The 20,067-nt window shown below is 68.0% G+C and carries 13 protein-coding genes; 10 read left to right on the forward strand and 3 right to left on the reverse strand.

What is annotated here, in order from left to right; all coding sequences use genetic code 11:
* From ACFWIA_RS02120 to ACFWIA_RS02135, 4 genes are all read left to right on the forward strand, one after another.
* Positions 1 to 1,998: ATP-binding protein (locus tag ACFWIA_RS02120; RefSeq protein ID WP_386999494.1), on the forward strand; the 1,998-nt coding region annotated here is incomplete at its 5' end.
* An 85-nt stretch (positions 1,999 to 2,083) separates the two neighbouring features.
* On the forward strand, positions 2,084 to 2,767 hold the full coding sequence (locus ACFWIA_RS02125; protein ID WP_385488469.1) for a response regulator: 684 nt from the start codon (positions 2,084 to 2,086) through the stop codon (positions 2,765 to 2,767).
* Positions 2,768 to 2,839: 72 nt separating this feature from the next.
* Positions 2,840 to 3,244: an OB-fold nucleic acid binding domain-containing protein gene (locus ACFWIA_RS02130; protein ID WP_386999496.1), complete on the forward strand. Its 405-nt coding sequence runs from the start codon at positions 2,840 to 2,842 to the stop codon at positions 3,242 to 3,244.
* Positions 3,245 to 3,247: 3 nt separating this feature from the next.
* Positions 3,248 to 4,039 (forward strand): DUF3159 domain-containing protein, encoded by a 792-nt coding sequence (locus ACFWIA_RS02135; protein WP_386999498.1) that lies wholly within the window; start codon positions 3,248 to 3,250, stop codon positions 4,037 to 4,039.
* A gap of 109 nt (positions 4,040 to 4,148) precedes the next feature.
* Here ACFWIA_RS02135 and ACFWIA_RS02140 read toward each other — a convergent pair whose 3' ends face one another.
* Entirely contained in the window at positions 4,149 to 4,826 is a 678-nt protein-coding gene (locus ACFWIA_RS02140; protein ID WP_385488462.1) for a potassium channel family protein, read from the reverse strand.
* Positions 4,826 to 5,497, reverse strand: coding sequence for a potassium channel family protein (locus tag ACFWIA_RS02145; RefSeq protein WP_386999500.1), 672 nt, complete (start codon positions 5,495 to 5,497; stop codon positions 4,826 to 4,828). The genes ACFWIA_RS02140 and ACFWIA_RS02145 overlap by 1 nt, the downstream gene beginning before the upstream one ends.
* 433 nt (positions 5,498 to 5,930) lie before the next feature.
* Here ACFWIA_RS02145 and ACFWIA_RS02150 point away from each other — a divergent pair, with 433 nt between their 5' ends.
* From ACFWIA_RS02150 to ACFWIA_RS02165, 4 genes are all read left to right on the forward strand, one after another.
* Positions 5,931 to 7,979, forward strand: coding sequence for an APC family permease (locus tag ACFWIA_RS02150; RefSeq protein ID WP_386999503.1), 2,049 nt, complete (start codon positions 5,931 to 5,933; stop codon positions 7,977 to 7,979).
* Between the two features lie 116 nt (positions 7,980 to 8,095).
* Positions 8,096 to 9,424, forward strand: a complete 1,329-nt coding sequence (locus ACFWIA_RS02155; RefSeq protein ID WP_386999505.1) for a class I SAM-dependent RNA methyltransferase — start codon at positions 8,096 to 8,098, stop codon at positions 9,422 to 9,424.
* 1,269 nt (positions 9,425 to 10,693) lie between these two features.
* Positions 10,694 to 12,934, forward strand: coding sequence for an ATP-binding protein (locus tag ACFWIA_RS02160; protein ID WP_386999507.1), 2,241 nt, complete (start codon positions 10,694 to 10,696; stop codon positions 12,932 to 12,934).
* 31 nt (positions 12,935 to 12,965) lie between these two features.
* The gene (locus tag ACFWIA_RS02165; RefSeq protein ID WP_386999509.1) at positions 12,966 to 13,988 is read left to right on the forward strand and encodes a hypothetical protein; all 1,023 of its coding nucleotides are present in this window, start codon (positions 12,966 to 12,968) and stop codon (positions 13,986 to 13,988) included.
* Here the strand turns inward: ACFWIA_RS02165 and ACFWIA_RS02170 are convergent, their stop codons facing one another.
* Positions 13,989 to 17,111: a DEAD/DEAH box helicase gene (locus ACFWIA_RS02170; RefSeq protein WP_386999511.1), complete on the reverse strand. Its 3,123-nt coding sequence runs from the start codon at positions 17,109 to 17,111 to the stop codon at positions 13,989 to 13,991.
* Between the two features lie 121 nt (positions 17,112 to 17,232).
* Here ACFWIA_RS02170 and ACFWIA_RS02175 point away from each other — a divergent pair, with 121 nt between their 5' ends.
* Both ACFWIA_RS02175 and ACFWIA_RS02180 read left to right on the forward strand, forming a co-directional pair.
* On the forward strand, positions 17,233 to 18,885 hold the full coding sequence (locus ACFWIA_RS02175) for a PD-(D/E)XK nuclease family protein (RefSeq protein WP_386999513.1): 1,653 nt from the start codon (positions 17,233 to 17,235) through the stop codon (positions 18,883 to 18,885).
* On the forward strand, positions 18,882 to 20,054 hold the full coding sequence (locus tag ACFWIA_RS02180; RefSeq protein WP_386999515.1) for a hypothetical protein: 1,173 nt from the start codon (positions 18,882 to 18,884) through the stop codon (positions 20,052 to 20,054). Before ACFWIA_RS02175 ends, ACFWIA_RS02180 begins: the two co-directional genes overlap by 4 nt.
* Positions 20,055 to 20,067 lie beyond the last annotated feature (13 nt).

A 20,067-nucleotide genomic window follows, 5' to 3' on the forward strand; every position in this document is an offset into this window, starting at 1 on the left:
GATGCGGCGTTGTCGAACTACTTCCGGCCGGGGAACCTGACGGCGTTGCGGGAGTTGGCGTTGTTGTGGGTCGCCGACCGCGTCGACGAATACCTCCAGCAGTACCGCGGCGAACACAACATCCGCAGCACCTGGCAGGCCCGTGAACGCATCGTCGTGGGACTGACCGGCGGGCCGGAGGGGCGCACGTTGATACGGCGTGCCGCGCGGCTGGCGGAGAAGGGCGCGGGGGGTGAGGTCCTCGCGGTCTACATCTCCCGCAGTGACGGCCTCACCGCCGCCTCCCCCAAGGAACTCACCGTCCAACGCACCCTGGTGGAGGACCTCGGCGGCACCTTCCACCACGTCATCGGGGACGACGTGCCCTCCGCGCTCCTGGAGTTCGCCCGCGGGGTCAACGCCACCCAGATCGTGCTCGGCTCCTCGCGCCGCCGGACCTGGCAGTACGTCTTCGGCCCCGGCGTCGGCGCCACCGTCGCCCGGGAGTCCGGACCCGACCTCGACGTGCACATCGTCACCCACGAAGAGGTCGCCAAGGGCCGCGGGCTGCCCGTGGCGCGCGGCGCCGCCCGCCTCGGCCGGCAACGGATCATCTGGGGCTGGCTCGTCGGCGTGGGCGGCCCGGTGCTGTTGGCCCTGACGCTGACCAACGTCGACGCGGACCTCGGGCTCGCCAACGACATGCTCCTGTTCCTCTCCCTGACGGTGGCCGCCGCCCTGCTCGGCGGACTGCTCCCGGCGCTGGCGTCCGCCGCGTTCGGTTCCTTCCTGCTGAACTGGTTCTTCACCCCGCCGCTGCACCGCGTCACCATCGCCGACCCCAAGAACATCGTCGCCATAGTGATCTTCGTCGGGGTGGCCGTGGCGGTCGCCTCGGTGGTGGACCTGGCGGCCCGCCGCACCCACCAGGCGGCCCGGCTGCGCGCCGAGTCGGAGATCCTCTCCTTCCTCGCCGGTAGCGTCCTGCGCGGCGAGACCTCCCTCGACGCGCTGCTCGACCGGGTCCGCGAGACCTTCGCCATGGAATCCGTCGCCCTGCTGGAACGCGAGGACGAGGTCGCCCCCTGGACCTGCGCCGGCAGCGTCGGCCCCGCGCCCGTGAAGCGCCCCGAGGACGCCGACGTCGACGTACCCGTCGGGGACGACATGGCGCTGGCGCTGTCCGGGCGGGTGCTGCCCGCGGAGGACCGACGGGTGCTCGCCGCCTTCGCCGCGCAGGCCGCCGTCGTCCTCGACCGCCAACGCCTCCAGGAGGAGGCCGACCGGGCCCGCGCCCTGGCCGAGGGCAACCGCATCCGCACCGCGCTGCTCGCCGCGGTCAGCCACGACCTGCGCACCCCGCTCGCCGCCATCAAGGCCGCCGTGTCCTCGCTGCGCTCCGACGACGTCGCCTGGTCCGAGGAGGACGAGGCGGAACTGCTGGCCGCGATCGAGGAGGGCGCCGACCGGCTGGACAACCTCGTCGGGAACCTCCTCGACATGTCCCGCCTCCAGACCGGCACCGTCCAACCCCTGATCCGCGAGGTCGACCTCGACGAGGTGGTGCCGATGGCGCTCGTCGGCGTGCCCGAGGGCAGCGTCTGCCTGGACATCCCCGAAGCGCTGCCGATGGTCCGCGTCGACCCCGGACTGCTGGAGCGCGCCGTCGCCAACGTCGTCGAGAACGCCGTCAAGTACAGCCCCGAGGGCCAGCGCGTCCTGGTCGCCGCGAGCACCCTGGGCGAACGGGTCGAACTGCGCGTGGTGGACCGCGGCCCCGGCGTCCCCGACGAGGCCAAGGACCGCATCTTCGAACCCTTCCAACGCTACGGGGACGCTCCGCGCGGCGCCGGGGTCGGCCTCGGCCTCGCCGTCGCCCGCGGCTTCGCCGAGGCCATGGGGGGCACCCTCGCCACCGAGGACACCCCCGGCGGCGGCCTCACCATGGTCCTCACCCTCACCGCCGCGGCCGGCCGCTCCCGGCCGCGGCCGGAACTCCCCGCCCAGGTCACCTCGTGACCGGGCACCCCGCCCCGGCCGCCCCGGCCCCGGGCGAACCGGTCCCGGTCACCCGGGCCACGGCCCACCAGAAAGGCAGGCGCTCATGACCCGGGTGCTCGTGGTCGACGACGAACCCCAGATCGTCCGCGCGCTCGTGATCAACCTCAAGGCCCGGAAGTACGAGGTGGACGCCGCCCCCGACGGCGCCACCGCACTCCAGCTCGCCGCCGCCCGCCACCCCGACGTCATCGTCCTCGACCTCGGGCTGCCCGACATGGACGGGGTGGAGGTGATCAGGGGGCTGCGGGGGTGGACCCGGGTGCCGATCCTGGTGCTGTCCGCGCGGCACAGCTCCGACGAGAAGGTGGAGGCGCTGGACGCGGGCGCCGACGACTACGTGACCAAGCCGTTCGGGATGGACGAACTCCTGGCCCGGCTGCGCGCGGCGGTGCGCCGGGCGGAACCGACCGGGGGCGGCGACGACGACGTGGTGGTCGAGACGGAGGACTTCACCGTCGACCTCGTCGCGAAGAAGGTCAACCGGGCCGGCCGGGACGTGCGACTCACCCCCACCGAGTGGCACCTGCTGGAGGTGCTGGTGCGCAACGCCGGGCGTCTGGTGAGCCAGAAGCAACTGCTCCAGGAGGTCTGGGGACCTTCCTACGGCACCGAGACCAACTACCTGCGGGTCTACATGGCCCAGCTCCGGCGGAAGCTGGAGGCCGACCCCTCCCACCCCCGGCACTTCATCACCGAACCGGGGATGGGGTACCGGTTCGAAAGGTGACCGCCGCACCCGCCGAGGGTGCCGGGGCCCGAGCCCGGGCGGTCGGCACCGGGGACTGGGTACCCTTCCCCTATGAGTGCTCCACGTTCCGAGAAGCCGACGGGCAGGTTCCGGCGCATGCTCGGCCGGCTCGCGGACATATCGGCGTCCCAGGAGGACCTGGAGTCCGAGGAACTGCGCGAGGACGCCGAGACGACCGGCTGCATCCGCATCGGTGACTGCCAGGACCGTCAGATCGTTACCGTTACTGGTACCTTGCGCACGGTCACCCTCCGCCCCCGGGCGGGGGTGCCCGCCTTGGAAGCGGAGCTCTTCGACGGTTCGGCCGCGCTCGACGTGGTCTGGCTGGGCAGGCGCTCCATCGTCGGGATCGAACCGGGACGCAAGCTCATCGCGTCCGGCCGGGTCGCGATGAGCCGGGGCCGCCGGGTGCTCTTCAACCCGAAGTACGAACTCAGACCCCTTGGACGGGAGTAGCCGGTGACGTCCCTCGACAAACCGACCGACCACCGGAAGCCCACCCCGGACGGCGCGGGGCCCACGGCCTCCGACGGCGCCGCGGGCGAGGACTCCAGGACCGTGACCGAGGCGGCGCTCTTCGAGGCGTTCGGCGGGGTCCGGGGGATGGTCGAGACGGTCGTTCCCGGACTGCTCTTCGTCACCATCTACACGATCAACAAGGACCTGCACCTCTCCGCGATCGCGGCCCTGGTGGTCTCGGTGCTGATGGTCGTGGTCCGGCTGGTGAGGAAGGACACCGTCAAGCACGCGTTCAGCGGTGTCTTCGGGGTCGCCTTCGGCGTGGTCTTCGCGATGATGACCGGCAACGCCAAGGACTTCTACCTGCCGGGCATGCTCTACACGCTCGGCCTCGGCCTCGCCTACGTCATCACCACCCTGGCGGGCGTCCCCCTGATGGGACTGGTCCTCGGCCCGGTCTTCAAGGAGAACCTCTCCTGGCGGACCCGCAACCCCGGCCGCAAGAAGGCGTACGCCAAGGCGAGCTACGCCTGGGGCGGCATCCTGCTGGCCAAGTCCGCGATCCTCTTCCCGCTCTACTGGTGGGCCGACACCACCCAGCTCGGCTGGGTCCTGGTCGCCCTGAAGATCCCGCCGTTCCTGCTGGCGGTCTGGCTGACCTGGGTCTTCCTCGCGAAGGCGCCCGCCCCGATCGACGTGTTCGCCGAGATGGAGGAGCGGGAAGCCGCAGAGAAGGCGGCCAAGGCCGAGAAGGCCGAGGCGAAGGCCGCCGGCGAGAACACCGCGGGATAGCACCCCGCAGTAGGAACGGCTCCGCAGCACGAACGAGCACCGCGTGAGGGGCGCCCGGAACCATCCCGGGCGCCCCTCACGCACGTCCAGCCCCGTCCGGGGCGCGGGCTCAGTCCTCGTCGGGGTCGCGCCGCACCGACAACAGGTCCTCCAACTGTTCCTCGCGGGCCTGGGCCGCGACGAACAGCAACTCGTCGCCCGCCTCCAGCGAGTCCTCCTGGGTGGGGGCGAGGACCCGGGTGCCGCGGATGATCGTCACCAGGGAGGTGTCCTGCGGCCACGCCACGTCACCGACCCGGGTGCCGGCGAGCGCCGACTCCGGGGGCAGCGTCAGCTCGACCAGGTTGGCGTCACCGTGGCTGAAGCGCAGCAACCGGACCAGGTCGCCGACGCTCACCGCCTCCTCCACCAGCGCCGACATCAGCCGGGGCGTCGAGACGGCGACGTCCACGCCCCAGGACTCGTTGAACAGCCACTCGTTCTTGGGGTTGTTCACCCGGGCGACCACCCGCGGAACGCCGTACTCCGTCTTCGCGAGCAAGGAGACGACCAGGTTCACCTTGTCGTCACCGGTGGCGGCGATGACCACGTTGCAGCGCTGGAGCGCCGCCTCGTCCAGCGAGGTGATCTCGCAGGCGTCGGCGAGCAGCCACTCCGCCCGGGGCACGCGCTCGACCGAGATCGCGGTCGGCGCCTTGTCGATCAGCAGGATCTCGTGACCGTTCTCCAGCAGTTCACCGGCGATGGAACGACCCACCGCCCCCGCTCCCGCAATGGCGACCCTCATCAGTGACCGCCTTCTTCCTCGGGGCCCTCGGCGAACGCGGCCTCCACCTTGTCGACGTCGTCCGGGCGCATCACCACGTGCACCAGGTCACCTTCCTGGAGCACGGTCTGCGAGGTCGGCAGGATCGCCTCGCCCAGCCGGGTGAGGAACGCCACCCGCACCCCCGTCTCGTCCTGGAGGCGGCTGATCTTGTGGCCCACCCACGAGGTGGGGGTGTGCACCTCGGCGAGCTGCACCCCACCGGTCGGGTCCCGCCACAGCGGCTCGGCGCCGGAGGGCAGCAGCCGCCGCAGCATCTGGTCGGCGGTCCAACGGACCGTGGCGACGGTCGGGATGCCGAGGCGCTGGTACACCTCCGCCCGGCGCGGGTCGTAGATGCGGGCCGCGACGTGTTCGATGCCGAACATCTCACGCGCCACCCGGGCCGCGATGATGTTGGAGTTGTCGCCGCTGGACACGGCCGCGAAGGCGCCCGCCTCCTCGATGCCGGCCTCCCGCAGGGTGTCCTGGTCGAAACCGATGCCCGTGACGCGCCGTCCGCCGAACCCGGAGCCCAGGCGCCGGAAGGCGGTGGGGTCCCGGTCGATCACGGCGACCGTGTGCCCCTGCTGCTCCAGGGTCTGGGCGAGAGCGGAACCCACTCTGCCGCAGCCCATGATGACGATGTGCACGACCGTCCTTCCGACTGTCGATCTCTCGCTGAACTAGTGGAACTAGTGGAACTGGTGAACTCGTGCGAACTGGATGACTTGCTGACTGGCTGGATTCGTATGGTGTCGCTGAAGTTGTTGACGTCGGTCACGGCGCCGCGGTTGTCCGGCATCGGTGACGGACGGGACGCGCGCACGGCCCCGTGGAGTCGTCGGCGAACGGGCGCGGGCCGGGGGCCTGCGGACTTGACCCGGGCTTGACCCGGGCTTTGCCAAGTCCCCGCCGATCGTGACGACTCAGGCTTTACAGGGTCTCAGACCGGGGCCGAAGCCACACACGCGCGGTCGCCCCACGGCTCCCTCCCGCACGGCCGGGAACCGGCGACGAATCGTCACCACGAGTTCTGGGGTGGTGGGTGGGCGGCCCCCCGTTCGAACGCATACGATCCTCTGCGTGTCCAAACTGACCGACGTGCCCAAACGGCTTCTGATCGGGCGCGCCCTGCGCAGTGACCGGTTGGGGGAGACGCTCCTACCCAAGCGCATCGCACTCCCCGTCTTCGCGTCCGACCCGCTCTCCTCCGTGGCGTACGCGCCGGGCGAGGTGCTGCTGGTGCTCTCCATCGCGGGCGTGTCGGCGTACCACTTCAGCCCGTGGATCGCCCTCGCGGTCGTCGTCCTGATGTTCACGGTGGTCGCGTCGTACCGGCAGAACGTGCACGCCTACCCCAGCGGCGGCGGGGACTACGAGGTCGCCACCACCAACCTCGGCCCCAAGGCCGGCCTCACGGTCGCCAGCGCGCTGCTCGTCGACTACGTCCTCACCGTCGCCGTGTCCATCTCCTCCGGCGTGGAGAACCTGGGCTCGGCGATCCCGTTCGTGGTCGAGAACAAGGTGCTCGTCGCGGTCAGCATGATCGTGCTGCTCACCCTGATGAACCTCCGCGGCGTCAGGGAGTCGGGGAAGCTCTTCGCCATCCCCACCTACGTCTTCGTCACCGCGGTCTTCACCATGATCGCCTGGGGCGCGTTCCGGGGCCTCGTCCTCGACGACGACCTCAAGGCGCCCACCGCCGGCTTCGAGATCCAGGCCGAACACCAGGGACTCGCCGGCTTCGCCCTGGTCTTCCTGCTGCTGCGGGCCTTCTCCTCGGGCTGCGCCGCGCTCACCGGCGTCGAAGCGATCAGCAACGGCGTGCCCGCGTTCCGCAAGCCCAAGTCCAAGAACGCGGCGACCACCCTGGCCCTGATGGGCCTGCTCGCCGTCACCATGTTCTGCGGGATCATCGGCCTCGCCATGGCCTCCGACGTGCGGATGGCCGAGAACCCGGCCAAGGACCTGGTCCACGACGGCGCCCCGGTCGGCGACTCCTACGTCCAGGACCCGGTGATCTCGCAGGTCGCCGCCGCCGTCTTCGGGGACGGCACCTTCCTCTTCGTGGTGCTCGCCGCCGCGACCGCGCTGGTCCTGTTCCTGGCCGCGAACACCGCGTACAACGGGTTCCCGCTGCTCGGCTCGATCCTCGCCCAGGACCGCTACCTGCCGCGCCAGCTGCACACCCGCGGCGACCGGCTCGCCTTCTCCAACGGGATCGTCCTCCTCGCCGGTGCCGCCGCCCTCCTCGTCGTCGTCTACGGCGCCGACTCCACCCGACTGATCCAGCTCTACATCGTCGGCGTCTTCGTCTCCTTCACCCTCAGCCAGACCGGCATGGTGCGGCACTGGAACCGGCTCCTGCGCACCGAGCGCGACACGGACCGGCGCCGTCACATGAAACGGTCCCGGGCCATCAACGCCTTCGGCGCCTTCTTCACCGGCCTGGTGCTCGTCGTCGTCCTGGTCACCAAGTTCACGCACGGCGCCTGGGTCGCCCTCCTCGGCATGGTGATCTTCTACGCGACGATGACCGCGATCCGCCGCCACTACGACCGGGTCGCCGAGGAGATCAGCGCCCCCGAGGAGCCCACCGACGACGTGGTGCGGCCCTCCCGGGTGCACTCCATCGTCCTGGTCTCCAAGCTCCACCGCCCCACCCTGCGGGCCCTGTCCTACGCCAAACTGATGCGCTCCGACACCCTGGAGGCGCTGAGCGTCAACGTCGACCCGACGGAGACCAAGGCCCTCAAGGACGAGTGGGACCGCCGCGGCATAGACGTCCCCCTCAAGGTCCTCGACTCGCCCTACCGCGAGGTCACCCGGCCCGTCATCGAGTACGTGAAGGGGCTGCGCCGGGAGTCGCCGCGGGAGGCGGTGAGCGTGATCATCCCCGAGTACGTGGTGGGCCACTGGTACGAGCACCTGCTCCACAACCAGAGCGCACTGCGGCTCAAGGGACGGCTCCTGTTCACCCCCGGAGTGATGGTGACCTCGGTGCCCTACCAGCTGGAGTCCTCCGAGGCGGCGAAGAAGCGGGCCCGCAGGCGCCAGGAGTGGAACGCCCCCGGCGCGGTGCGGCGGGGCCCCGTCGAGAAGCGCGCCAAGGAGCCCACCGGCAAGGACTGAGCCGGCGGGACGGCCTCGCTCCGTACGGTGACGGCCCGCTGCACCCGCACCGGGGACGTAGACTGGTGGGCTGTTGTCCCGCAGTCTTCCCTCACCTCTTGTGGAGTCACCCCGCCATGCAGGCAGAACCTAAGAAATCGCTGGTGGGCCAGGAGTACGAGGTCGAGGTCGGACCGGTCGCCCACGGTGGCCACTGCGTCGCCCGCACCGAGGACGGCCGGGTGCTCTTCGTTCGCCACGCGCTCCCCGGCGAGCGGGTGCTCGCCCGCGTCACGGACGGCGACGACGACTCCCGGTTCCTGCGCGCGGACGCCGTGGAGGTGCGGGACCCCTCCAAGGACCGGGTGACCGCACCGTGCCCGTTCTCCGGCCCGGGCCGCTGCGGCGGCTGCGACTGGCAGCACGCGAAGCCCGGCGCCCAGCGGCGTCTCAAGGGCGAGGTCATCGCCGAACAGCTCCAGCGCCTCGCGGGCCTCACGCCCGAGGACGTCGGCTGGGACGGCACGGTGATGCCCGCCGAGGGCGACAAGCTGCCCGTCGGCGAGGTCCCCGCGTGGCGCACCCGGGTGCAGTACGCGGTCGACGAGGAGGGCCGGGCGGGGCTGCGCCGGCACCGCTCGCACGACGTCGAGCCGATCGACCACTGCATGATCGCCGCGGAGGGCGTGACCGAACTGGGCATCGAAGCCCGTAGCTGGCCGGGCATGGCCTCGGTCGAGGCGATCGCCGCGACCGGCTCCCAGGACCGTCAGGTGATCCTGACCCCCCGCCCCGGGGCCCGGCTCCCGCTGGTCGAGCTGGACCGGCCGGTGTCCGTGCTGCGCGTCGACGAACACGACGGCGGGGTGCACCGCGTCCACGGCCGCCCCTTCGTCCGCGAACGGGCCGACGAGCGCACGCACCGGGTGGGCAACGGCGGCTTCTGGCAGGTGCACCCCAAGGCGGCGGACACGCTCGTCAAGGCCGTGATGCAGGGGCTGCTGCCCCGCAAGGGCGACACCGCGCTCGACCTCTACTGCGGGGTCGGCCTGTTCGCGGGCGCGTTGGCCGACCGGGTCGGTGAGCGGGGAGCCGTCCTCGGCATCGAGTCGGGCAAGCGGGCCGTCGAGGACGCGCGGCACAATCTGCGGGACTTCCCGCGGGTACGGGTGGAGCAGGGCAAGGTGGAGCAGGTGCTGCCCCGTACCGGCATCACCGAGGCCGACCTGGTCGTCCTCGACCCTCCGCGAGCGGGTGCCGGGCGCCGCACGGTGGAGCACCTCGCCGCGCTGGGCGCCCGCCGCATCGCGTACGTCGCCTGCGACCCGGCCGCCCTCGCCCGGGACCTCGCCTCCTTCGGCGAGGCCGGTTACCGGGTACGGACGCTGCGGGCCTTCGACCTCTTCCCGATGACGCACCACGTGGAGTGCGTGGCGATCCTGGAGCCGGTGAAGAAGGCCGGCTGAGCTGCGGTTTTGCCGATGCGCATTATATGCGTTGTGGGCGTTACGGGCGATATCTTGACGCTCGTTGATCATGGTCTGACGCCGCGCTGACCAGCGGATATCCGTTACGGAAGGTGAGTGCGGCCCTCGACAGACGGCTTCTCCGGGCGTTTCCTGCGACACGGCGAATAACGAACCGGCCCCTTCTTCTCGCTCCGGTAGCGAGAAGAAGGGGCCGGTTCACGTGCTCACTACGGGGGGCCAGGGGCGACTCAAGCCGCTCCCAGGCTCCGAGGACGGCCCGGTTGGCGTCAGGCCGGAGGGTGTGGGGAGCGCTGGGTGGTCTGGAAGTTTTCGTGACCGGGGGCGCGCCGGACCTCGTAGTGGGAGAGGCCTCTTTGACAAGCCAGGAGACGCAGGCGACGCATAAAGTGGAGCGGTAAGGCGGCAGGGGGCGCGGCTCGCCGTCGGTGTCGGTGTATGGAGCGTGGCCGACTGTCGCAACCGTGTCTGGCGACGCCAATTGCCGTCGCTGAGCAGTCGGTCGGCGCAGCTCTTGAGGACACCGAACTCACTCATCAGGCGACGGGGTGAGCTGTACCCCATAGTCGAATTTCTGAACCTCGGCCCGGGTGCCGGCGGAGTTGGCGAAGGCGCGTGATCGAAGCCGTCGTTGGGGATTCCGGTGCTGAGTCCGACAACGTCGACGGTGTGGCCGTTCAGGTCGATGGCGATGCCGTGCGAACCATCCTGTGGACAGCGTTCGGGAAGGCTCATCACGACGGGGCTCTCTCTGCCAAGGCATCGCAGCAGCCTGACAGACAGGCCTCGTTACGGCGCAGGCCCAGCGGGGCGCGACAAAGCGGACCGTCCGTCTCCCGCTCAGCGGCAAGGGAACTTCTATCGGCGGCCATGAAGCGGCAAAAATCGCCCCGAGGCGGGTGAAGGTTGACGTCAAACGATCCTGGGGGTCTGTGCTTCGCACCCGGACATGGAGTGCTGTCTTCTTGACAGGCGCCCAAGTTCGGGCAATCTATAGCATTCTCTACATCAGGGATATCTTGTCTCACTTTCACGGGTTTCCTATCGCCACTGGAAACAGGAAACCTATTCCATCGGTGACCGGATAACGGGATGCTGTTTCCGTGCCGGGGGAACATGAGGACACCCTCGCACTTCCGTTCGATACATTTCGTGTGGGGAATGAGGGTCCATGCATACCCATCGCCGCGGCGACCGTCTCGCGACAAAATACACACCTTAAACATGGAGAGGACTGAACTAATCTTGATGAATGATCCGATCAATTTCGGGAGTGAGCTCCGACGCAGGCGCAAAGAAGCCCGGATATCGATCTCTGAAATGGCTCAGCGTGTGCACTACAGCAAGGGGCACCTAAGCAAGGTGGAAACGGGTAGGTCCACCGGAAGTCCTGTTCTTGCTCAAGCATGTGACAGGGAGTTAGGTGCCGGTGGAGAGTTGGCCGAGTTGGCGTCCAGCAAGCAGGATGAGTCGTCAACTTTACCGACCGCCCTTGCGCTCAATGGGCTGCCGCCGGCGACAGGTTACTTCATCGGGCGGTCGAAGGAACTGGAAGATATCGCTTCGTTCGTCAATGACGATACCAGCGGAAATGTATGCCTGATCAGCGGCATGGCAGGAGTGGGCAAGACTGCCCTGGCACTGCGCGGAATCTGGAATGTGGTGGAGTCGTTTCCCGACGGGTGCCTGTTTCTCAACCTCGGCGGGGACACCCCGGGCGGGCGGGAAATCACACCCCACGCCGCACTCGATGCGTTGCTCAGACTGCTCGGAGTGACAGGCCAGCGCATTCCGCCGGGGGTTGACGCCCGGGCAAATCTATACCGCAGCACTGCACGGGGAAAAAGGATACTGATCTTCTTCGACAACGTTTGCAGCGCTGCACAGGTCATTCCGTTACTTCCGGCAGAACAGAAGTGCAGGGTTATTATCACCAGCCGGAATCGACTTCATGCCCTTGACGATGCGATTTATTTATCGGTGGATGTGCTTGCGAAGGAAGAAGGAATCGCGCTCTTCCGCTCCGCCGGTGGTCCCCGTGCTGATCGCGCGGACCATGACACCGTCACTCGTATCGTGGCGCACTGCGGTGGGCTGCCGCTGGCGATCCGTATAGCGGCGGCCAGGTTCCGGGGCAACTCGGCCTGGACACCCAGAGACCTTGAGACCCTGCTCGCCGATGAGAAGTCCCGGCTCGGCGTGCTCGACGACGGCGAGCGCAGTGTCGCGGCGGCCTTGACGGTGTCCTGTCGTGCGCTCACTGGTGAACAGCGGCGCCTTTTCGCCCTGTTGGCCCTCTATCCGGGGCCGGAGATGTCCATCGGGAGTGTAGCCGCCCTCGCGGGTATAGATCCGCTGCTGGCGCGAAGCCTGATGGACCGGCTGAGCGACGCTCATCTGGTGACTTATGTCACGGCCGATCGAATCACTCTCCACGACCTCGTCCGTGATTTCGCCCGCGGCAGCGTTCTTCCCGGGGTCTCCGAGCGTGCCCAGGACGCTTCCGTGCAACGACTGCTCGATCACGCGTTGCTGTGGATCGGGGAGAGCAACGCGCTCCTCACCCCGCATCGCTATCGAGTACCGCACTCGGCAGCGGAACCCTCGGACCATGAGAAGTTCGCCGGCCGCCAGTCCGCGCTCGACTGGATCGCCGCGGAGTGGGCCGGGCTGGTGGGGATGTGCCATTTGGCCGCCGCGCGCGGGCTGCACAGTCGGTGCTGGCAGTTGGCATTTGCACTGCGGGAGTACTTCTTTCTCAACAAATTGTGGGATCCCTGGATCGAGACCCATCTGGTCGCGGTTGACACGGCCCGGGCGTCAAAGCATCGGCGGGGGTTGGCGATATCTCTCAGCAATCTCGGAATCGGATACGTGGATCGAGGGGATCTGGCCGCCGCTGTCGAGCAGTATCAAGAGGCTCTGGAGATCTTCCGGGAGCTGAACGACGAGCGTGGCATCGTCGATGCTCTGTGTAACCTCGCATGGGCGGATCTCTACCGGGGGGAGCCCGAGAACGCATTGCGCGGCTTGTGTGTGGCGCTGAGCCACTATCGACGCATGGGAAACGAAAGAAACGCGGCCATCACACTCCGCGGTATCGCGCTGACGGAGTCGGAGCTCGATCTGTACGCGGATTCGGTTCGCCATGCGAAGCACGCTCGCGAAGTGTTTCGTACTCTGGATCTCTGGCTGGACGTGGTGATGTCGACCAATTGCATTGCATGGGCGCACTTCAGGGCCGGCGACCATGAGGCCGCTGCTTTCCAGTACGACCTGGCCGCCAGCCAGGCCGAGCGGTTCGGGAGCTGCTATGAGAAGGCTCGGGCGCTGGCCGGGCTGGGTAATATTCACGCTGCATCCGGACGGCATGCCGAAGCGGTCGAGCAATGGGCGCGTGCTGATGAGGTCCTTTCTCCGCTGTCACCCGTCATGGTGGGGGAAGCCCGGGTACGTATGGCGTGGTCCGATACGTCGGCGAAGGAATAGGGAGCTGGTGCAGCAACGGAAAGGGTGCGAGATGGAGTTCAGCGCGGCGGAGGTTCTTTCGGAACTCAAGAATCTCCGTAGAGGATTCGGTGTGGAGGACCCTCATGTGCTGGCGCGTGCCGGTAGCGCACTGCGGTACATCGCGGGCGTGGCCGCCGAGGACAATCCGGCCAGGCAGCGCGAGAAGATCAAATCCTGTCTGCAGGAGTGGACCTGCGCCCTCCCCTTCGATCTGTCCTTCTACAGCAGGGTCGCCCTCGCACTCGATGGCTCGGGCACCGAGCGATTCGAGCGCAGGCTGCGAAGGATCGCCGTGGAACTCGGCCGTGACGCACGCACGGCGCGTCGGCGGGTCGATGAGGCGTTCGAGCGCCTCGCCGAGGAGGCGATGGCGGCCGTGGTTCCCCCGCGACCCGGGCGCCCCGAAACACCTTGGCATCTCAGAAGCCTCAAGACACTTGTTCTCCTCGGTTCCCAAGGAGCGGAGGTCATCGAAGAACGACGCATCGTGAGTCACCAGGACGGATTGATGGACATCTCCCATTCATCCACCTTCGCGACCGCAGGCATGGAGACGCCTGCGGTCGACCCCGGAGGTATCTCGATCACCGTGCTCCAGGGCGGCACGTCGTCCGGGTCTGCGTGGCTGTCAGCCACCAGGCTGGGAATTCGGGTACGACTTCCTCATGCGCTCGATGCGGGGCGCAGTCATGCCCTGACGTTCCGCACCTCGGCGCCTGGTGGGAAGGTGCTCGCACCGTACTACGTGTGCACGCCCAGGATGCCGTGTGAGCGGTTCGATCTCACGGTCCGTTTCGACGGATGTCCACTGCCGCACCGGGTATGGCGTCTCGAGGACGAACTCCCGCTGGAGGCCGGAGATACCTCGCTCCGCCGCAGTGCAGTGGATGTCGACGCGGTGGGAGAGGCCCACGCCACGTTCACCGACCTGAAACCGAACCGCTCGTACGGACTCGGCTGGGAGTTGACACCCTTCCGGCCGGACCTGCACTTGCGCTTGTACCCGGCAAGGCAGGTGCGAGCCGTTCGGTGATCAGTCCACCGGCAGCGGAAGCAGATCACTGAGATCAGGTCGGTCGGCCTCGGCCCGGGCGGCGGCGGCCGCGTCCAGCAGGGTACGCAGCAAGAAGTCGTCGCCGCCGACCGCGGCCAGCAGAAGGGCATGGTCTCCGCCGCCGATCGCATCGACGGTCTCGAACCCTTCACGGAGAAGGCTGAGATACACCGGGCGCGGAATATTACGCTCCGCATGTCGGGCGAGCGGCACGAACTCCTTGGGGATACCCAGTTCGAGCTGGACCGGCAGCAGGTCCGGCAGATCGCCGAGATCCTCGGCCTGGCGCATATGTGCAGTAATGTCCAGGACTGCGCCCATGACGTCGGCCGTCCGCCGGGCTGCCTGGCGGACCGGGCCGGTGCCCCTTGCGGTGACGGGCAGCGTCAAGGTGATCGCCTTCTCGATCTGTGCCAGCGCCATGCCCTGCGTCCACATCAGACAGGCGAGGGCACTGCGGGCGCGGCCATGCCCGGCACCGTTCCGCTGCCGGTCACCCAGCACTCGGGCGACCAGCGCCTCATGGACGCCCTGCCGCCTGAGCGCCGATTCGAAGGACTTGCGCTCGGCGTTCGCCTTGGGACTGCGCTGCTCGAAGCGGACGTCGTGCAATTCCGCGGTGAGATGAGCCGCGCAGATGAGTGTCATCCGGTTGATGCCGTCGTCGGGTACCGCTCGCAGCGCCTGGACGACGGCGTCGACCGAATCGACACCCAGACCGCTCCGGATGACGATCTCTCCCAGCGGTGTCAGAGCGAGTCCGGAGTCCGACTTGTCCAGGAAGCCACTTTCGGTCAACTGTGCTACGGCAGTGCTCAGGCCCGGGCCCGGGAAGGGCGCCGTCGTCGGGGCGGCCCGATGCTGGTGGGCCGCGAAGGTCCAGGCGAAGAACTCTTCGATACCGGCTTCGGTCAACCGTCCCAGGTGGGCGACCGGTCCGGCGAACGCGGCGAGCACGGACGACCGCAGATCTGCCGCCGTATGGGGCAGCGCGGACCGGATCGGGCCGGGCGCGGCAAGCACGTAATCCCGTTGGATGCGCTGGGCCTCCAGGGGGCCGTCGGCCAGGACGAAGGAGCGACCTCGTTCGGTGAGTCCTTTGCGTCCGGCGCGACCCGCCATGTTTTTGTACTCGGGTACGGAGTACTTGCGTTCGCCCGCGCCGGGGTGATCGAGCTCGCAGATCACGACGGAGTCCGCCGGCAGATTGACCCCCTGGGCGAGGGTCGTCGTCGAGACGAGTACCCGTAGCTCGCTCCCGGGCTGCTTGAACGACTGCTCCAGCAGGCGTCGCTCCTCGTCACTCAGGTCGGAGACATGGAAGGCGACCCCTCTCGCCAGGCATTCGCGCAGCAGATCGTTCACCTGGCCGTCGTCGCCCTGGGGCAGTTTGCTGATCACGGTCTCGGCGGGTGGGAGGCCAAGGCGTCGGGCGAGGCTCCGTGCGGTGGTACGGACGTCGTGCCGGGTGGCACGAAAGACAATGACCTGATCGCCCTCCTCGACCAGTCGTGCCGTCAGCTCTACCGGCAACTGGTCTAAAGTAGCAACAGGGTGTGGTAGAAGCTGTTCGGCCTGGTCCTCTCCGTCTTCCGGCCGATCGGCTCCGGTATCCGACCGGTGGACAAGTCGCCCGTCCGTGCCGATGACGCCTTCCACCAGGACCGTCTCCCGCTCCTCACGCCGGACCAGCGTGGCATCGAGCCACTGCGCGAGTCCGTCGGCATCGCCGAGCACGGCGGACAGTCCGACGATCTGGGGCACATGTGCGCTGCGCCTGCGCATCTTCATCCAGGTGAACAACATCTCCAACTGCGGTCCGCGCTCGGGCAGCCCCAGCGCGTGGATCTCATCCACCACCAGGACTCCGACAGAGTCCAGGAGATAGGGATGGCCGGAGAGGAGGCCGATGTACTTCTCGTAGGTCAGAATCGCCAGTTCGTAGGAGCCCTTGAAGAGCTTGGAGATATCGTCCCGCAACTCGCCTGTGGCTCGGATCGTCCTGACTCCTGCGGCGCCGTACAGGTCCACGAACCGCTCGTACTGGTCGTTGACAAGGGCACGGGTGGGCAGCAGGAAGACGGCCTTTCGGCCCTGGGCCACGGCACGCATCGCGGCGATCTCGCCGATCATCGTCTTCCCCGCGGACGTAGGCGCGCTCACCAGAACGCTGTTTCCGTCCAGGAGCACTGCCTCATTGACCGCGTCGACCTGCAGTTCGTTCAACTTGTTGAACTTCTGGCGCCAAGCGGCGATGACGCCCTCATCGATCCCGTACTGGCCGAGAGTCGACACAGCCCGGGTGATGCGCGGGGGCTGCCGTGAGTCGTCGAGAGCGAGGTAGCGCGGACCCGGCTTCAGGACGGGGAATTTCATTCTCCCGGACCAGCCACCGACGCGCGGCTCTTGAGCTTCATTCTTCAGCTCAAGCCTATGGGAACTGATGTTCGTAAACAGGTATTCGGTCAGCTTGGTCAGTGGGATCTTGCCTTCACTGGTCAGACCCCTGTCGCCGAGGAGGGCGCGAATGAGGTAGTAGCTCAGGAGGCCATGGCGCAGCTCCCGGCTCTCCTGCGCTTCTTGGTCCTTGTCGGATGCCGTGAAAATGAGCCGGCCGCTTCCGGTGATCCTATGCAGGACATCCCGGGGTGAGGGCTCCATGGAGCGGCTCGTGTAGGCGCTCTGCGGCTCCGGCAGCACTTTCGCCAGGGCCGAACCCGAGTAGCAGCAGTCCAGGGCCACCAGCAGTCTCTTCGCCGGGATCGCGTTGATCAGCTCCGTGAAGTCTTCCAGACGCAGAGCCGTTTCGGCCAGGCTTGCCGGGTCCGCGTCATGGGTGGCCAGCTCGGCGGTTGGCGTACCGTGGCCGGAAAAGGTGATCATGACGAAGTCGTCCGGCCCGCTGTCGCGTCCGAGCTGTCGCATTTCTGTCAGCAATCTGTCCTTGGTGGCTTCGCTGTCCAGAACTAGGCTGGTTGACCCCCGATAGTTGTCCGAGAGCAGGGCGTGCAGTGCGATGGCGTCCGCCTTGGCAAATCTCAGTGCCTTCAATTCGGGATGCTGATAGTTGTCTACTCCGATGAACAAGCCGCGGAATTCCATCCGACCTCCAGAAGTTCTGTTGTCGAGGGGAGGAGAGTACGGCATAGCCGGCCAACCCTGCAGCGCACTCCGAGGAATGGAGTGCTCGGATGTCGTTCCGCATTTCGAGAAAGGGGAGGGAATGGCAGTTTGGGAGGCCCCGGACGCCGTCAGAGGCGACGGGAATCTGGTGCGTATTCGCCCGTCCGATATCGGGGCAAAGAGTGGCAAGTGTGCTCAGCGTCTTGCGCTGAAGGTCCGTCCAGGAATGTCCCGGGTGGTCGACGGACCCGTATCCCGTCGCCCGTCCAAGACCTCGGCCCTGGGTCCCTTGTACGCGGTTCTCGATCTGATCGAGTTCGATCAGATCCCACTGGAAGAAGCGCTGACGAAATGGCGGCACGACCCGAACCGCCGACCACCGCACCCCGGCCTGGTCCAGTGGACGGAGCACGCAGTGCGGGGATATCTGGCGGCCGTGGCGGGGAGCGCACCGCTGGCACCGGTGTCGCGCCAGTGGGCCCGGCAGCGTACCGGCCTTGAGGACGGTATCCCGGTCGTGCACGAAGAGACGGTGACCGGACGGCGTTACGAGGGCGACGGAATCCGCGAACTGCGCATTCCACGTATCAAGTCCGTCGACCGAGGCCCAGGGAACCCCACGGATGGCGAACGGGCGGAGACCGCACTTGCCGCCGCGGTGCTGGCGGACGCCAGACCGGTCCTCAGTTCCCGGTGGAAGCCTCAGCAGCAGCTCACTCTGGGGAGGTTCACCGCTACCGCCCACGTCCGGGTCGTCGAAATCGGCTGTGTCGACGCATCCCGCAACGTCCTGTTCGAAGGCACCCCGGAGGAGGCTTACCACCTCTATGTCCGCACAGCGGATGAACGTGTGCGCACCGTGAAGGCGGGCGGCGGCTACCACCCGGGACAGGAATGCGGCACCTGCGAGCTTGTCGACATCTGTCCCGCGGTCCCGTCCCGTCCCGGCTTCCTCGGCGTCGACTCCCCGCCGGCGCAACGCCGTTCCTGGTCCATGACGACGGCACGGGCCTATCGGACCTGTCCGGCACGCGCGTACCTCCAGGGCCTGTTTCTGCCCAGGGCCGACGCGGCCGAGAACACGGCGGCGACCGTACGAGGGCAGGCCGTGCACACGGCGATCGAGGAGCTGCACAGTCGTAGCCCGGTCCGTGCCTGCGCATCCACCGACGCGCCGGGCACACCGGAGCACTGGCGGGCTGGCAGATGGGAAGTAAGCGGCTTCCAGGCGAGGCTCGGCACGCAGATGGTCGGGGACCACGCCCTCGTCTGTCCGCTGCACGGACTGCCCGGCGACGCACAGGTGTACCCGGAGCGGTCGCTCGTCGTCCATGACCCGGAAGCCGACGTGGTCGTCGTCGCCAAGACCGACCTTCTCTATCGGCGGATGGACACCTGGTTCCTCCGGGAGACCAAGACCACCCGTTCTCTGGACGAGAGCGATCCGCTCGTTACCTACCCTCAGCTCGCTCTGGCACTGCTGCTGGCCCACGAGGGCGCGGTGCCCGGCACGACGGAGGGCGGGACCACCGGCTGCCGTGTGGAACTGGAGCGGTTGACGGGCAGCGGGCCGGTACTGACCGAACTCGAAGGCGAAGACGGTGAACTGCTTTCGCAGGCGCGCCGGATCGTCACCGACCACGTCACCCCGTGGCATGCGGACCAGGAGTACGTGGCCGGTCCGGGCAAACACTGTGAGACGTGCCCCGTCATCCAGTGGTGCCCGGACCGGGCGGGGAGGAGCGCCACGTGAACGAGTGGATCACAGGGCCACGGGACGACGCGGGCGAGCGCCGGCGTCGCGTGGTCGCCGCGGCGTTGCGGGCCGCCTACGCGTGGTCGGTGCGGGGGCGTTTCCCCACGGCCATGCGCGAGGTCGCCATGATGACCGGCGTCGTCATGGAGGCGCACGGCCCCGGTCGCGGTCCGGTGTCCCCCAGCGCCCTGATCGACTGCCTCCGTGACCCTCTCGGTGAGCTGCCCACGTTCGCCGAATCGGGTGAGACCGAGGACTCGGCGGTCGCCGACGCGGTCCTGCTCGACTCGCACGACCGACTGACCCCGGACGTACATGACTTGGTCTGTGAATACGCCCTCCCCCTGGCCGGCACCATCGAAGCGGAGGCCTGGCTCCCGACCTGGACGCGGATGCACGCGGACCATATCCGTCGGCAGGCGTTCGCCTCCCTGATCGAGACGCGGAGCCAGGACGACTACGTCGCGTCCAGGAAGTTCCTGATCGACCACCCGGCCGGAAGCCGCGAGGAGCTCGCCGAGCTCGTCAGCACGACGGGTGTCCGTGTGGTGTTCCGGGGGTACACCGAGATCCCCGCCGATCAGCAATACCACGCGACCTCCGACACGGCCTGGTGGTGGCCGTGTCCGGTCTGTGCCTGGCCCTTGGAGGTGACCGGGCGGACCGTGCGCTGCCGCTATCGGCCGCACGCGTCCGTCTTCCGCATCGTCCCGGGAAGGTCACCCCGCTCCCGTCCCGGCCTGACGGCCCTCGACGAGGGGCCACGGGTGGCCAGGCCCGAAGCCCGGCCGGTGAACGATGCCGTCTGTCTGGACGCGGGTGTGTGGCGGTTCGTCGTGGTTCCCGGTGCCGGCGAGTTGAGACTGTGCCGCGCGCTGGAGAAACAAGGGGCTCAGGTCCGTATGTGGCCCGACCTCGACAGCTACGACCTGCATGTCCTGGCCGGCCCGGACGAGTTCCGGATCGATATGAAGGAGTACCGGTCCGTGCACCGACTGATCGACGACCTGCGAACGAAGCCGCCGCGGGCACGTGTCCTGCTGCCGCAGACCCATGAGCACCAATGGGACGTCGTCAAGGCGGCACTGCCCTCCCTCGCCATCACGACGGAGACACGCTTCCGTACCGAGGTCCGGCGAGCACTCAAGAAGGGCCGGGCAACGTGAACAATGCCCCTGG

Origin of the sequence: Streptomyces sp. NPDC127068, from assembly GCF_042724695.1 — a bacterium.
Lineage (GTDB): Bacteria > Actinomycetota > Actinomycetes > Streptomycetales > Streptomycetaceae > Streptomyces.

Coding starts and splice junctions, on each gene's coding strand:
- ACFWIA_RS02140 (WP_385488462.1), bottom strand. CDS start 4,826: ATGAGGGTCGCCATTGCGGGAGCGGGGGCGGTGGGTCGTTCCATCGCC.
- ACFWIA_RS02130 (WP_386999496.1), top strand. CDS start 2,840: ATGAGTGCTCCACGTTCCGAGAAGCCGACGGGCAGGTTCCGGCGCATG.
- ACFWIA_RS02160 (WP_386999507.1), top strand. CDS start 10,694: ATGAATGATCCGATCAATTTCGGGAGTGAGCTCCGACGCAGGCGCAAA.
- ACFWIA_RS02165 (WP_386999509.1), top strand. CDS start 12,966: ATGGAGTTCAGCGCGGCGGAGGTTCTTTCGGAACTCAAGAATCTCCGT.
- ACFWIA_RS02155 (WP_386999505.1), top strand. CDS start 8,096: ATGCAGGCAGAACCTAAGAAATCGCTGGTGGGCCAGGAGTACGAGGTC.
- ACFWIA_RS02175 (WP_386999513.1), top strand. CDS start 17,233: ATGGCAGTTTGGGAGGCCCCGGACGCCGTCAGAGGCGACGGGAATCTG.
- ACFWIA_RS02125 (WP_385488469.1), top strand. CDS start 2,084: ATGACCCGGGTGCTCGTGGTCGACGACGAACCCCAGATCGTCCGCGCG.
- ACFWIA_RS02170 (WP_386999511.1), bottom strand. CDS start 17,111: ATGGAATTCCGCGGCTTGTTCATCGGAGTAGACAACTATCAGCATCCC.